The organism is Gilliamella apis, assembly GCF_002142155.1.
GTDB lineage: Bacteria > Pseudomonadota > Gammaproteobacteria > Enterobacterales > Orbaceae > Gilliamella > Gilliamella apis.
Map to the genome: position 1 here is coordinate 38,931 of NZ_NASD01000008.1, position 14,556 is coordinate 53,486.

General features: G+C 34.9%; 15 protein-coding genes. 7 read left to right on the forward strand and 8 right to left on the reverse strand.

Annotation, left to right across the window (positions count from 1 at the left end):
- Positions 1 to 9 precede the first annotated feature (9 nt).
- The 3 genes from B6C84_RS05375 to B6C84_RS05385 form a co-directional block, all read right to left on the reverse strand.
- Positions 10 to 159: an entericidin A/B family lipoprotein gene (locus tag B6C84_RS05375; RefSeq protein WP_065578372.1), complete on the reverse strand. Its 150-nt coding sequence runs from the start codon at positions 157 to 159 to the stop codon at positions 10 to 12.
- 24 nt (positions 160 to 183) lie between these two features.
- Positions 184 to 1,380 carry an amino acid aminotransferase gene (locus tag B6C84_RS05380; protein ID WP_086320883.1) on the reverse strand — a complete coding sequence of 399 codons (1,197 nt, stop codon included), beginning with the start codon at positions 1,378 to 1,380 and terminating at the stop codon, positions 184 to 186.
- A 265-nt stretch (positions 1,381 to 1,645) separates the two neighbouring features.
- Positions 1,646 to 2,029: a RidA family protein gene (locus B6C84_RS05385; protein ID WP_086320882.1), complete on the reverse strand. Its 384-nt coding sequence runs from the start codon at positions 2,027 to 2,029 to the stop codon at positions 1,646 to 1,648.
- Between the two features lie 146 nt (positions 2,030 to 2,175).
- On the opposite strand from B6C84_RS05385, the gene ffh reads away from it, so the two are divergent.
- Positions 2,176 to 3,543 carry a signal recognition particle protein gene (gene ffh / locus B6C84_RS05390; protein ID WP_086320881.1) on the forward strand — a complete coding sequence of 456 codons (1,368 nt, stop codon included), beginning with the start codon at positions 2,176 to 2,178 and terminating at the stop codon, positions 3,541 to 3,543.
- A 69-nt stretch (positions 3,544 to 3,612) separates the two neighbouring features.
- Here ffh and B6C84_RS05395 read toward each other — a convergent pair whose 3' ends face one another.
- Both B6C84_RS05395 and ispB read right to left on the reverse strand, forming a co-directional pair.
- Positions 3,613 to 4,485: an EamA family transporter gene (locus B6C84_RS05395; RefSeq protein ID WP_086354092.1), complete on the reverse strand. Its 873-nt coding sequence runs from the start codon at positions 4,483 to 4,485 to the stop codon at positions 3,613 to 3,615.
- Positions 4,486 to 4,649: 164 nt separating this feature from the next.
- On the reverse strand, positions 4,650 to 5,633 hold the full coding sequence (gene ispB / locus B6C84_RS05400) for an octaprenyl diphosphate synthase (protein ID WP_065578377.1): 984 nt from the start codon (positions 5,631 to 5,633) through the stop codon (positions 4,650 to 4,652).
- Between the two features lie 155 nt (positions 5,634 to 5,788).
- Between ispB and B6C84_RS05405 the strand changes: the two genes are divergently transcribed.
- Complete coding sequence (locus B6C84_RS05405; RefSeq protein ID WP_086354091.1) at positions 5,789 to 6,634, forward strand: TonB family protein; 846 nt, start codon at positions 5,789 to 5,791, stop codon at positions 6,632 to 6,634.
- Positions 6,635 to 6,740: 106 nt separating this feature from the next.
- Here B6C84_RS05405 and pepP read toward each other — a convergent pair whose 3' ends face one another.
- Together pepP and B6C84_RS05415 are read right to left on the reverse strand one after the other, a co-directional pair.
- Positions 6,741 to 8,054 (reverse strand): Xaa-Pro aminopeptidase, encoded by a 1,314-nt coding sequence (pepP, locus tag B6C84_RS05410; protein ID WP_086354090.1) that lies wholly within the window; start codon positions 8,052 to 8,054, stop codon positions 6,741 to 6,743.
- 32 nt (positions 8,055 to 8,086) lie between these two features.
- Positions 8,087 to 8,629 carry a UPF0149 family protein gene (locus tag B6C84_RS05415; protein WP_065578380.1) on the reverse strand — a complete coding sequence of 181 codons (543 nt, stop codon included), beginning with the start codon at positions 8,627 to 8,629 and terminating at the stop codon, positions 8,087 to 8,089.
- 124 nt (positions 8,630 to 8,753) lie between these two features.
- Here B6C84_RS05415 and B6C84_RS05420 point away from each other — a divergent pair, with 124 nt between their 5' ends.
- The 4 genes from B6C84_RS05420 to crr all read left to right on the forward strand — a co-directional run bounded on the left by B6C84_RS05420 (position 8,754) and on the right by crr (position 11,789).
- Complete coding sequence (locus B6C84_RS05420; RefSeq protein ID WP_034901722.1) at positions 8,754 to 9,098, forward strand: hypothetical protein; 345 nt, start codon at positions 8,754 to 8,756, stop codon at positions 9,096 to 9,098.
- 141 nt (positions 9,099 to 9,239) lie between these two features.
- The gene (gene ptsH / locus B6C84_RS05425; RefSeq protein WP_034901724.1) at positions 9,240 to 9,497 is read left to right on the forward strand and encodes a phosphocarrier protein Hpr; all 258 of its coding nucleotides are present in this window, start codon (positions 9,240 to 9,242) and stop codon (positions 9,495 to 9,497) included.
- Positions 9,498 to 9,548: 51 nt separating this feature from the next.
- Positions 9,549 to 11,276, forward strand: coding sequence for a phosphoenolpyruvate-protein phosphotransferase PtsI (ptsI, locus tag B6C84_RS05430; protein ID WP_034901725.1), 1,728 nt, complete (start codon positions 9,549 to 9,551; stop codon positions 11,274 to 11,276).
- A gap of 9 nt (positions 11,277 to 11,285) precedes the next feature.
- Positions 11,286 to 11,789, forward strand: a complete 504-nt coding sequence (crr, locus tag B6C84_RS05435) for a PTS glucose transporter subunit IIA (RefSeq protein ID WP_065578381.1) — start codon at positions 11,286 to 11,288, stop codon at positions 11,787 to 11,789.
- Between the two features lie 60 nt (positions 11,790 to 11,849).
- Here the strand turns inward: crr and pgi are convergent, their stop codons facing one another.
- Complete coding sequence (pgi, locus tag B6C84_RS05440) at positions 11,850 to 13,499, reverse strand: glucose-6-phosphate isomerase (protein WP_086354089.1); 1,650 nt, start codon at positions 13,497 to 13,499, stop codon at positions 11,850 to 11,852.
- Between the two features lie 257 nt (positions 13,500 to 13,756).
- Between pgi and B6C84_RS05445 the strand changes: the two genes are divergently transcribed.
- Positions 13,757 to 14,506 (forward strand): IclR family transcriptional regulator, encoded by a 750-nt coding sequence (locus B6C84_RS05445; protein WP_034901731.1) that lies wholly within the window; start codon positions 13,757 to 13,759, stop codon positions 14,504 to 14,506.
- The last annotated feature ends 50 nt before the right edge of the window (positions 14,507 to 14,556 follow it).

Sequence of the window (14,556 nt, forward strand, 5' to 3'; positions counted from 1 at the left end):
AGCTACTATTTACATCTTTTCACTAACATTTTCAGCAGTATTAGTAATTGCTTTACCGCCAGATTGAACATCTTTACCGACACCTTTAAACGTGTTACAACCAACTACCATTGTTGTCATCGCAATACTTACCATTAAAATAAATACTTTACGTAACATGTGATTCTCCTCTAGTTAGTCACATTATGATTTTATTGTGGCAAATGCTTCTGCTACACGATGTATATTATGGTGATTTAATCCCGCCACACACATTCTTCCGCTGCCCACCAAATAAACGGCGAAATCATCTTTTAGCTGTGTGACTTGCTCTTTAGAAAAACCTGTATAACTAAACATACCTCTTTGTTTAACTAAATAATCAAAATTTTGTGTCGGTACGGCTGTTTTTAATAAATCGACTAGCGTTGAACGCATGGTTACAATACGGTTGCGCATGGTTTGAACTTCTTGAAACCATAAAGTTTTAAGTTCCGTATTATTTAATACATATGACACTAACTGCGCACCATAAGCGGCTGGACTGGAATAGTTACGACGAACTGTTGCTTGTAACTGACCAAATACACAATTTGCTGCTTGGCTATCATCACATAATACGGATAATCCACCTACCCGTTCTCCATACAGCGAAAACGTTTTGGAAAAAGAATTACTAATCAAACCACATAATCCTTTCTCAGCGACTTTTTTGATTGCATAACTATCGCTTTCGATACTTTCACCAAAACCTTGATAAGCAATATCCATAAATGGGATAAGATCACGATTTTGTAAAACTTCAATCACTTTATCCCACTGCTGCTGTGTTAAATCGACACCGGTAGGATTATGACAACAAGGATGTAATAGCACGATACTTTTAGCCGGCAAGCTATTTAATGTATCTAGCATAGCTTCAAATTTTACACCACAAGTTGCTGGGTCAAAATAAGGATATTTATTTACTTTAAAGCCAGCACCACTAAAAATAGCAATATGATTTTCCCAAGTTGGATCACTAACCCATACTTGCGAATTAGGGAAATAATGATATAGAAAATCAGCACCAACTTTAAGGGCACCTGATCCACCTAACGTTTGAATAGTCGCAATTCTTTTAGCTTGAATAGCAGGATTATCTTCACCAAAAAGTAGTGATTGAATTGCTTGGCAATAACTAGGTAAACCACTCATTGGTAAATAAAGTTGTGCACCTTGTTGATGTTGATAAATATAATCACGAGCCGTTTTAATACATGATAATTGTGGAACCTGACTGTTTTCATCATAATAATAACCAATACTCAAATTAGTCTTATCTTGACGACTATCATTATTAAATTCTGCGACTAATGACAAAATTGGATCACCAGCATACGACTCTACTTTTTCAAACATTTTTCCTACCTAATTAACCAATAAATAGCAATGTATAATTGTAGATTATTGCACCAACTTAATTGGCAATCAATCACAAAATAACAGTTTAAATATAAATAATTTTAGGCAAATAAAATCGACTGTTTAACAGTCTGATTCAGATAGAAAAACGTCATAATTGGTGACAAAAAATAGGGATATTTAGCAAAAAAAGCCACAAAAAACCCTTTCCTCAACTTTTTTGCTTCATTAGCACCTATTGGTGCTAATCACTTTGGCAAACTTATTTAACAGCGATAACTTCTATTTCAACTTTTGCATCTTTAGGGATGCGAGCTACTTGCACACAAGAACGCGCTGGAAAGCTTGCTTGATTTTCGGTAAAAAATGCTTCATAGACACTATTAACATCAGCAAAATCATTCATATCAGCTAAAAAAATAGTTGTTTTAACGATATTTTTAACTTGATAACCCGCCTCAGTAACAATTGCTTTAACATTAGCTAAACTTTGCTTAGCTTGTTCTTTCACACAAGTTGGTATCTCACCAGTTGCTGGATTAATTGGGATTTGACCTGATGCAAATAACATATTGCCCAAATCAATACCTTGCACATAAGGACCAATAGCTGCAGGGGCTTTATCGGTATTAACTACTTTCGCCATAGATAAATTTCTCCTTTTATTTATTATGACTCTCATTTCAACAGGAACACAATTTTGTGTCAAGCTATAACAAATTTATGAGCATGGGACTTCTGCAAATTTTCTGATATGATAGGTGATAATTTTTTCATTTGTTGAGAGTTAGTATGTTTGAGAATTTAACTGACCGTTTATCGCAGACATTCCGCAATATTAGTGGTCGTGGACGTCTGTCTGAAGATAATATCAAAGATGCACTACGTGATGTCCGAATGGCATTACTTGAAGCTGATGTTGCTCTACCTGTAGTACGAGAATTTATTAATCAAGTTAAACAAAAAGCCGTCGGTTTGGACGTGAATAAAACGCTAACCCCAGGCCAAGAATTTATTAAAATCGTTCAAGCTGAACTTACTGCAGCAATGGGTGAAGTTAATAGTTCACTTAACTTAGCTACTCAACCTCCAGCTGTAATACTAATGGCTGGTTTACAAGGTGCAGGTAAAACAACTAGCGTTGCAAAACTGGCAAAATTCTTAAAAGAAAAACAAAAAAAGAAAGTATTAGTTGTTTCTGCCGATGTCTATCGACCCGCAGCAATAAAACAATTAGAAACACTTGCTAAAGCAATTGATGTCGAGTTCTTCCCATCAGATATCAATCAAAAACCGGTTGATATTGTTAATAAAGCAATTTCACATGCGAAATTACAATTTTTTGATGTACTGATTGTCGATACCGCTGGTCGATTGCATGTTGATAGCGAGATGATGGATGAAATCAAAGCACTACATGATGCAATCAATCCAATTGAAACGCTATTTGTTGTCGATGCAATGACCGGGCAAGATGCTGCCAATACAGCTAAAGCATTTAACGATGCCTTACCACTAACCGGTGTCATTTTAACTAAAGTTGATGGTGATGCTCGTGGTGGTGCGGCATTATCTATCCGCCATATCACCGGTAAACCAATTAAGTTTTTAGGGATGGGGGAAAAAACGGATGCATTAGAGCCTTTTTACCCTGACCGTATCGCGTCACGTATTTTAGGCATGGGAGATGTTCTCTCTTTAATTGAAGAATTACAGAGTAATGTTGATCGTGAAAAAGCGGAAAAAATCGCTAAAAAGTTAAAAAAAGGCGATAAATTTGACTTTAATGATTTTCAAGATCAGCTTAAACAGATGCGTAATATGGGCGGAATGGGGGCCATGCTGGCTAAATTACCGGGGGTAGGTCAACTACCAGATCATATTAAAGCGCAAATGGATGACAAAATCACCATCAAAATGGAAGCAATAATTGGTTCTATGACATTAAAAGAGCGAGCGAATCCAGAAATCATCAAAGGATCACGCAAACGCCGTATTGCAAATGGATCAGGAACACAAGTACAAGATGTCAACAAACTACTTAAACAGTTTGAAGATATGCAAAAAATGATGAAAAAAATGAAAGGTGGCGGCATGATGAAGATGATGCGTCAAATGAAAGGTTTAATGGGCGGAGGCATGGGTTTCCCACCTAGATAACGTTTTACTTTTCTCTTTCTTTCAATTCATTACTATCGCGCAGCTTGGCGCGATAGTATTTCAATAAACTTAATTCTCGCGATTTATTGCTTTAATTTTACTTGGCCGATGCATAGTTAATACCGTTCCAATCGATGAAACGATAATAAACATAATAGCCAACCATTGATAATGTGTTAACTGTTCGTGCAACACAATTAATCCGGAAAACGCCGCAAATACCGGTGACAAACTCATTAAGGTACTAAAAGTTTGGGCTGGTAAGCGTGGTAATGCAACCATATCAAGGCCATAAGGAATCGCTGACGCTAATAGTGAAACCATGAAAGCCAATGGCAAAATATCCAAGGAAAACATTGTACTACCACTTTGCCATACCCCAATTGGAAAGAGTAGTACTGAAGCAACAATCGAACCAAGCGCAACACTTGGCGCACCATATATTTCGCCAGCTTTACGACCAAAAAGAATATAACCAGCCCAACAACTTCCAGCACATAAAGCCAATAAAAGACCAATCGGATCTAAGTCACTGCCTGCTTGATGAATAGGCAACAACATAACTAATCCAATTATGGCAATACCTAACCAAATAAAATCGGTTAATCGTCGACCGGAAAACATAGCCACCATAATTGGGCCGGTCAATTCAATTGCGACAGCAATACCTAAAGGAATACGAGAGATAGCATTATAAAAAGATAAATTCATGCAACCCATGGCAATACCATACAAAATAATATATTTAATTGCTGATTTTGAAATCTTTTTACGCCATGGTTTAAAGATTATGACCAATAAAATAGAGGAAAAAAATAAACGCCACGCAGTCATTGCTTCTGGTCCAAGTATTGGGAACAAATATTTAGCAAATGAAGCACTTGATTGTACAGAAATCATTGATACAAAAATTAATAAAACTGGCCAAGATCTTTTGAACATAATAATAACCTTATTTGAACAATGGGATTGTTATAAAAAGGGAACAAACTGTTTGCATAACAGAATAAAATTCAATTTAAAATTTTCACCATCTATAGTAAAAAAGTGTTAATTAAACAAATTGTATAAATAATGTATTTAAAATTATCAAATAAACTTCACTGTTAGTTTTCCCTTTTTACTGATAACAATGCCAGATCTTGTAATGCTTTTTTATAAGGAGAATCTGGTAAAATTGAAATCACATTAAACGCTTTGTTCGCCTCTTGCTGGGCTATTTTTAAAGTAAATTCAAGCGATCCGCATGATTTCATCACAGCTAAAACATGCTCTAACAAATGACGACCATTTCCTTGTTCAATCGCTTGCCGAATTAAAGCCGCATCCTGCGCGTTAGCGTGATGCATAGCATGTAATAGTGGTAATGTCGGTTTACCCTCATTAAGATCATCACCCAAATTTTTACCCAATTTTTGATTACTATCGGCACTATAATCTAATAAGTCATCAATAATTTGAAAAGCAGTACCTAAATATTTTCCATATTCTTGCAAGGCAAATTCTTGTTCTGGGGTTGCTTCAGCAAGGACAGCAGCGGAATGAGAAGTCGCTTCAAATAGTCTTGCTGTTTTACGATATATGACTTGTAGATATTGTTCTTTAGTAATATCAGGATCATTACAATTAAGTAGTTGTTGAACTTCACCTTCTGCAATAATATTCGTGGCTTCAGACATAATTTGTAATACTTTAAATGATTCGGTACGAACCATCATTTGAAAAGAACGAGTATAAATATAATCGCCCACCAGAACACTAGCAGCATTACCAAATAATGCATTAGCTGTTGATTTTCCTCGCCGTAAATCTGACTCATCAACAACATCATCATGCAATAAGGTTGCAGTATGAATAAATTCGATAAAAGCAGCCGTTATAATATGTTTATCACCCTGATAATTCAGTGCTTTAGCAATGAGCAAGGCAATGATTGGACGAATACGTTTACCGCCACTACTAATAATGTAATTGCCTAATTGATTGATTAATACAACATCAGAGCTAAGCTCTGCTTGTATTGCCTGATTAACCTTCACTAAATCGTCTTGAACTAGATCGAGTATCTGTTTTATCGATGGATTATTCATCAGTCTAACCGCTACAAATGAGAGATATTTACTTACTATTATCTGATAAATATTTTTATGCAACAAGTTATTGATAAATCATATTTAAAAAAATGCTACAAATGATAAGCATTTTCATTTAGAATACACACCCTAAGGGAAAAATTATTACTGTTATGAAGATCAATTTTGATATAGATATCAACACAGAAAAAGAGCCGCAATCATCTGCTGCAAATAAGCAAAAGGATGATTATATATACGTATTTGCATCTGTTGCTGTGATATCTCATCTACTTTTATTAGGATTATTATTTAGCTCGGCATTGTTCGCAAATAATATTATGATTGATGAAGGTGATGATTCAATTAAAGCCGTAATGGTTGACCTTACTCAGTTAGCAGCCCCAGAACAATCATTAGTTGAAAATACGCCTGATATTCAAGGTGCTGAAAACAGTGAAATCATAGATAATAAACCTATCGAAGAGCAACCCGTTGAACCTGTTGTAGAACCTGAAGTTGTTAAAGAAGAAACACCTGAGCGTACACCGGAAAAAGAACCCGAAAAACCTACTGTTGAACCGGATAAACCAACAATAGTAAAACCAGAACCAAAACCGAAACCAAAAAAGAAAAAGCCACCTACACAAAAAGCTTCTCATCAACAAGTTAGACAAGAAGCAATTAGTGATAATACGGCAAAAACATCAGTAGCACCTAAAATTTCTGATAGTCAGCAATATTCGGGCACTCCAACACCGATTAGCCGAAATCGCCCAGAATATCCAAGAAGAGCACTAGACATGCGCTTAGAAGGTCATGTTATTGTCATGTTTGATGTAAATAGTGAAGGGCGAGTTGAAAATATTAGAATTATTGAAGCTCAACCCAATAATATTTTTAATCGCTCAGTGATCACAGCAATGAAAACATGGAAATACAAACCAATTGCTGGTAAAGATATCAAAATGAAGATTATCTTTAATCGTGATAGCTCAATTAGTTTAGGTAACGGCTAAACTGACATTTATCAATCAATAACTATCATTCAATAGTATTTATTTAAAATAAAACTTAATGGTGCTAATCTTAATTTATTGATTAGCACCTTACTTGATCATAAGTTTATTTATTGATTTGCATTAACTTCTCAATTTGTTGAGGATCTTTAGGCACCATTGCGGTTAAAACTTCATTACCTGAATCAGTAATTAAAATATTATCCTCTATGCGGATGCCGATTCCTTTATAACGCTCAGGAACATCGGCTTCTTGATTAATATAGAGCCCTGGTTCAACCGTTAACACCATGCCTGCAGCAAGAATGCGATCACGATCGCTACCGACATCATGCACATCAATACCTAGCCAATGTCCTAAACCATGCATATAAAATGCCATGTAAGCTTTATTTGCAATTAACGTCTCGATATCGCCCTGCATAATGCCAAGTTTAACTAAACCTTCAACCATAATTCGAATAATTTGTTGGTTTACTATTGATATTGCAGTACCTGGTTGTAATAATTTGATTGCCGCGTATTGTGCCGTTAACACAATGTCATATATTTCACGTTGTGACTGATTAAATTTACCATTTATAGGAAATGTACGGGTGATATCACCGGCATAATATTGATATTCACAACCAGCATCAATTAAGACTAAATCGCCATCTTTCAATTGGTCACTATTATTTTCATAATGCAATATACAACCATTATTTCCGCCACCAACAATAGTGTTATATGACGGCCAACGAGCACCACGCCGAGCAAACTCGTGTAAAATTTCGGCTTCTAATTGATATTCAAACCAATTGGGCTGACATTTTTGCATTGCTCGAATATGTGCCTTAGCACTTATTTCACAAGCTTGGCGTAAAATGGCGATTTCGTATTCAGACTTAAACATCCGCATTTCGTGAACGATTGGTCGCCAATCAATAACAATGCTTGGCGCTGAAAGTTTTAATCGACCGCCTTGCCGTAGCGTATTAAGCGTTTTTTTAATTATCTCGTCAGCATAATGATATAGCTGGTCAGCATAATAAATAGCTTTTTTACCATTGATTAAATTAGGCAAAACCTCATCAATCTCATCAAAAAGATAGGCTTCATCTACTAAAACTTTTTCAAGTGCAGCTTGTTGACCTAACCGATATCCGGTCCATGTTTCCGCTAAAGGATCCTTTTTACGGTTAAATAATATGTATCGAGCCTGATTATCAGATTCCTTTATTACCGCCAATAGTGCTTCTGGCTCGGCAAAAAAAGTAAAATACCAAAAATCACTATCTTGCCGATAAGGATAGTGAGTATCATTGCTTCGCGTAACCTCTGGTGAAGCAAAAAACAAAGCGATACTATTTGGCTCCATTTGTGCCAATAATTTATTTCGTCGCGCTAAAAGTTCTGTTTTGCTATGCATATCTACCATAACTTGCACCTTAAAAATCAATGATACTGATATTAATGAATAGTTGGGGTTATATCAGATTCGTTAAATTCATCAAAACAAAGCATCGCCGTGATCCGAACGTATTCTTTAATTTCTTCAAATGCAAAGCCTAACTCTTGCTGATCTTCATTTTCATCATAACCCAATTTAACGATTTGTCTCAGGTCGTATATTGCCTCACCAACATCACCTTTAACCCGATTAATTTTAGGTTGAACCAAACCAATTCCTAATAAAAAATGATTAACCCATCCGACTAAATCATCAATTTGGGTAAATAAATCTTGATCGCCGAGTAACAATTGAAACTCAAAATCTTCATCAATAAGCTGCTGTTTTGTTAAATGATATAATTTTTCAATTTCTTTGTTTAAAGGTTCAGCAATGCTTTGCCCATCATTTAACATATCCTTAGTTAAAATTTTCCAGCTTTCATCATGATTGCCGCCAGCTAATATACCTGATAAAAAACCATGTAATTCAGCCACTGTCATGCCGATTTTATTTTGGATAAGTTGGCGATTAAGTTCATTGTAATTATTGCTATTAGTCATTAGATCCACCTTAGTCTTAAATACCGTGAAAACACACCCCCTGCACTTTCACGGATTAATAGTATATAATTTATGCCTAGCTATAAATAATAAACAGGTTATTGTGCTTTATAAAGGAAATATTTTGAACATTTTTAGATTGATCGTAGCATTGCCCTCGCTATTTTTATTCTTTGTTATGTCATTAACTGCATGTAGTTCATGGGTGCCCAATAAAGGCGTGATTGTTCTTAATGTACAGAATCAAACAAATACCTCTATAACTAGCCAAGATTTACCTAAAAATTATCATTTAGGCAACAGCGAACAAGAGCTTGAAAAATTTGAATCTTTTTGCCACGAAGAGATCCGGGCTTCACAACTTGATGGTAGTGAAGAAGTTGTGTTTGAAAATATCAAACGAGGAATTCACGGGCAGGTGGAATTTAAAAAATGTCGTGATAAAATCACTCGAATTTACCGATATTAACAATAATATCGGCTAACTTGGTTGATTATTATCTACAAGATTGGACGAATTGTTAAAGAACTGTGAAATCTTACTAGCCTTTCACGCTGTTTTTATTTATATTGTCGTCTGAAAAAACATATTTTTGGGAGTAAAATAATTATGTATAAACAAGATGTAACCATTACTGCATCGAATGGCCTTCATACTCGCCCTGCTGCGCAATTTGTAAAAGAAGCAAAAAACTTTAATGCTGAAATTACTGTCACATCAAACGGAAAAAGTGCTAGCGCTAAAAGCTTATTCAAATTACAAACATTAGGCTTAACTCAAGGCACAACTATTACTATTTCAGCCGAAGGTGAAGATGAAAAAGAAGCAGTAACTCATTTAGTAAAATTAATTCCTGAATTGGAATAATACTCCCAATTATTATTGAACGGTTTTAATATTGAATAAGGATTAAATGTTATGGTATCAGGTATACTTGTTTCCCCAGGTATCGCTTTTGCAAAAGCGCTATTATTAAAAGAAGAACCTATTGTAATTAATAATAGGCAAATTCTTGATAACAAAATTGACGCTGAAATCGAACGCTTTAAAGAAGCTCGTCAAAAATCAAGCGAACAATTAAATGCTATCATGGAGAGAGCAAAAACCACATTAGGTGAAGATAAAGCTGCCATTTTTGAAGGTCACATAATGCTTCTTGAGGATGAAGATCTTGAACAAGAAGTTATCTCACGTATCCAAAGTAAACACTCAAGTGCTGATGCTGCCGTTCAATCTGTATTTGAAACGCAAGCAAAAGAGTTAGAAAACTTAGATGACGAATATTTAAAAGAACGTGCTGCAGATATCCGTGATATTGGCAAACGTCTATTGAAAAACATTCTCGGTATTGAAATTGTTGATCTAAGTGCTATTAGCCAACCTTGTATCCTAGTTGCAACTGATTTAACACCATCAGAAACTGCACAATTAAATTTAGATATGGTGTTAGGATTTATCACTGATGCTGGTGGTCGCACTTCACATACCTCAATCATGGCTCGTTCATTAGAAATTCCAGCTATCGTTGGTACCTCTAATGCAACCCAAGCAATCAAACAAGGTGATTTTGTTATTTTAGATGCTATCAACAACGCTATCTATATTAATCCTGATCACACTACTGAAGAAAAATTAAAACAAGTCCAAGCAAAATATATTGCTGACAAAGAAGAATTAGCAAAATTAAAAGATTTACCAGCGGTAACTCTTGATGGTCATCAAGTGGAAATTTGTGCCAATATCGGTACAGTTCGTGATATTGCTGGTGCCGATCGTAATGGTTATGAAGGTGTTGGTCTTTATCGCACTGAATTCTTATTTATGGATCGTGATGCGTATCCTAATGAAGAAGAACAATTCAAAGCATATAAAGAAGTAGCCGAATCAACGAATGGTTTATCAATTATCGTTCGTACCATGGATATTGGTGGTGACAAAGATGTACCTTATATGCATTTACCAAAAGAAGAAAATCCATTCTTAGGTTGGCGTGCAATTCGTATCTGTTTAGATCGTAAAGAGATATTACATGCACAATTACGCGCAATTCTACGTGCTTCAGCCTTTGGTAAATTACGTATCATGTTCCCAATGATTATTTCAGTTGAAGAAATTCGTATCTTAAAATCTGAAATCAATATTCTTAAAGAACAATTAACCGCCGAAGGTAAAGCGTTTGATAAAGAAATCGAAATTGGAGTTATGATTGAAACCCCTGCAGCAGCAGTTATTGCTCGTCACTTAGCTAAAGAAGTTGACTTCTTCAGTATTGGTACTAACGATTTAACCCAATATACACTTGCTGTTGACCGTGGTAATGAGCTTATATCACATCTTTATAATCCGTTTTCACCATCAGTGTTAACATTAATTAAAAATGTCATTGATGCTTCTCATAAAGAAGGCAAATGGACAGGAATGTGTGGTGAACTTGCTGGTGATGAAAGAGCAACTATCCTATTATTAGGTATGGGACTTGATGAGTTTAGTATGAGTGCTGTATCAATTCCTAAAATCAAAAAATTAATTCGTAATACCAATTACGAAGAAGCGAAAAAATTTGCTGAAACTGCACTAGAAAAAGCAACCGCTAAAGAAATAACTGATTTAATTGAAAAATATACTGCTGAAAAGCAAATTTGTTAGGAGGCCATAATGGGTCTATTTGATAAAATAAAACAGTTTGTCTCTGACGATAACAAAAATAGCATTGAAATTATTGCACCTCTTAGTGGAGAGATCGTTAAAATCGAAGATGTGCCTGATGTTGTTTTTGCTGAAAAAATCGTTGGTGATGGCGTTGCAATTAAACCATCTGGCAACAAAATTGTCGCACCATTAAATGGTAAAATTGGCAAAATTTTTGAAACTAATCATGCTTTTGCGATTGAGTCAGATGAAGGTATTGAACTTTTTGTTCATTTTGGTATAGATACCGTTGAACTAAAAGGTGAAGGTTTTACTCGTGTTGCTGAAGAAGGACAACAAGTTAAAATTGGTGATACTATCATTGAAATTGATCTACCGTTACTTGAAAGTAAAGCTAAATCAGTTTTAACTCCTGTTGTAATTTCAAATATGGAAACAGTAGTTGAACTAACCAAACTAACTGGTTCTGTTGAAGCAGGTAAAACGCCAATTATGCGTATTAAAAAATAATCATCTATAAAAACCTTCAGTTAAAACTGAAGGTTTTTTTTATCTATTGTTAAACTCGCTCTAACGCCATTTCTTGTATTGATTGATTAAGTTGTTAGTTGAATCATCATGAGAACTCACAGGTTTATCATCGGCTAATTCAGGTAAAATACGACCAGCTAGCTGTTTACCTAGTTCAACACCCCATTGATCAAAACTAAAGATGTTAAGAATAACACCTTGTGTGAAGATTTTGTGTTCATACATAGCAACTAATGCCCCTAGAGCATAAGGTGTGATTTTTTTGACTAAAATAGAGTTGGTTGGCTTATTACCGGCAAAAACTTTAAAAGGAATAATAGATTTAACTTCATCAAGGCTTTTACCAGCCGCAAGGAATTCTTGTTCTACCTGTTGCTCAGTTTTACCAAAAGCTAAAGCTTCAGTTTGTGCAAAGAAATTTGAAAGTAATTTAGGATGATGATCTCCAACCGGATTATGGCTAATTGCTGGTGCAATAAAATCACAAGGAATCAGTTTAGTACCTTGATGAATCAATTGATAGAAGGCATGTTGGCCATTAGTACCAGGTTCACCCCAAATAATAGGTCCAGTAGTATAAGTCGTTTTATTACCATTACGATCAACGCTTTTACCATTTGATTCCATATTACCTTGTTGAAAATAAGCAGCAAAACGATGCATATATTGATCATAAGGTAGAATCGCTTCGGTTTCGGCACCATAAAAGTTATTGTACCAAATACCAATTAAAGCAAGTAAAGTCGGAATATTTTTTTCAATTGGTGCGCTTTGGAAATGTTTATCCATTGCATGGCCACCAGCTAAAAACTGTTTAAAGTTTTCATAACCAATGGAAAGAACGATTGATAAACCAATTGCCGACCAAGACGAATAGCGACCACCAACCCAATCCCAAAATTCAAACATATTAGCAGTATCAATACCAAACTTTTCAACTTCTTTAGTATTAGTTGATAATGCAACAAAATGCAGTGCTACTGCTTTATCATCTTTAGCTGCATCAAGTAACCATTGACGGGCAGTTTGAGCATTAGTCATCGTTTCTTGAGTTGTAAAAGTTTTCGACGCAACTAAAAAGAGTGTTGTTTCTGGATTAAGATCTTTTAATGCTTCTACAATATGCGTACCATCAACATTAGATACAAAATGCATCGTTAAATGGTTTTTATAAGGTCGAAGAGCTTCAGTAATCATGTGAGGGCCTAAATCTGAACCACCAATACCGATATTAACAACATCGGTGATAGCCTTACCGGTATAACCTTTCCATTCTCCGCTAATCACTTTTTTACTAAAGGACTCCATCTTAGCAAGCACTGCATTGACATCATCCATAACATTTTTGCCATCAACATAAATTGGAGAGTTAGATACATTACGAAGTGCAACGTGTAACACCGCTCGATCTTCTGTGCGATTAATTTTTTCACCGCTATACATTGCTTCAATCGCACCATTTAAATCACACTCATCCACAAGCTGATAAAGGATTTCTAATGTTTCTTGCGTTAAACGGTTTTTTGAAAGATCAACCAAAAACTCATCCTCAAACGGAATACTCAGTTTTTCGACTCGCTTAGGCTCGTCTTTTAATATTTCGGCTATAGTTTTATTATGATGTTTTTGATAACTGGCTTGAAGGGATTTCCAAGAAGATGTAGAGGTTGGATCTATTGATTTTAACATAGCTCATTCCTTAAATAATATAGCATTGTCATTCATAATATAACTATGCCTAACATGATGCAAGATAAGGATTTATCGATTTAAATTCACAAAGCGAGAAAAATAATAAAAGTTATTTTCTTTTCCTTATCAAATAACTTGAATATAATGTTGAAGATAAGACACTTAATACACTAAACCGTTCATAATATGTTTTTCTAAACAATTAGTATCAATAAAATAAATATATTTCTTACATTATTATATTAGGATATTTCATGCCCAATATTCAAACACTGGTACCAGCATTAGATAAAATTGTCCGTATTTGTGATTATTTAGATAACCACAGAGGGGCTACTTTTAGTCAAATATTTCAAGATCTCAATTTACCTAAAAGCAGTACATCAACACTATTAAATGCCTTAGTCATGCATGGTATTTTGCGACAAGATCAAAATAAGTATTATCTTGGGTTAAAATTGCATGAATGGGGAGATAAATCTCTAGAACAGTTTGATATCACTAAAATAGCCGAACCTTTAATGATTAAACTGCGAGATAAAACCAATTTGACCTGCCATTTAGGTGTTCTTGATGGTCTTTATTCTGTTTATATTGCTAAAATTGAAAATGATCAGGCTATTGGTATTCGCACTTGGATTGGTAAAAAATTGCCTTTGCATAGCTCTGGTATTGGCAAAGCATTAATAGCTTGGTTACCAGAAGAAAAAATTGATCAACTTATTCCCGAAGATAAATTAATCAAATATACCGACACAACAATAACCAGCAAGAAACAGTTAAAAAAAGAGCTTGCTAAAATTAGGTCTCAAGGTTGGGCTTATGATAATCAGGAAGATGTTCAAGGTGTTCATTGTATTGCTGCACCAATCTTCAATAAAAATAACGAACCCATCGCAGCTATCAGTATTTCGGGTGTTCTTTTTCAACTACCTGTGGATAAAATCGATAAATACTCACAATTAGTACGTGATGCATGCCAACAATTGACAGATAAGTTTTAATAATATTGAATCATTATGATTCAATATTATTTTGACTCATTGGATAAATT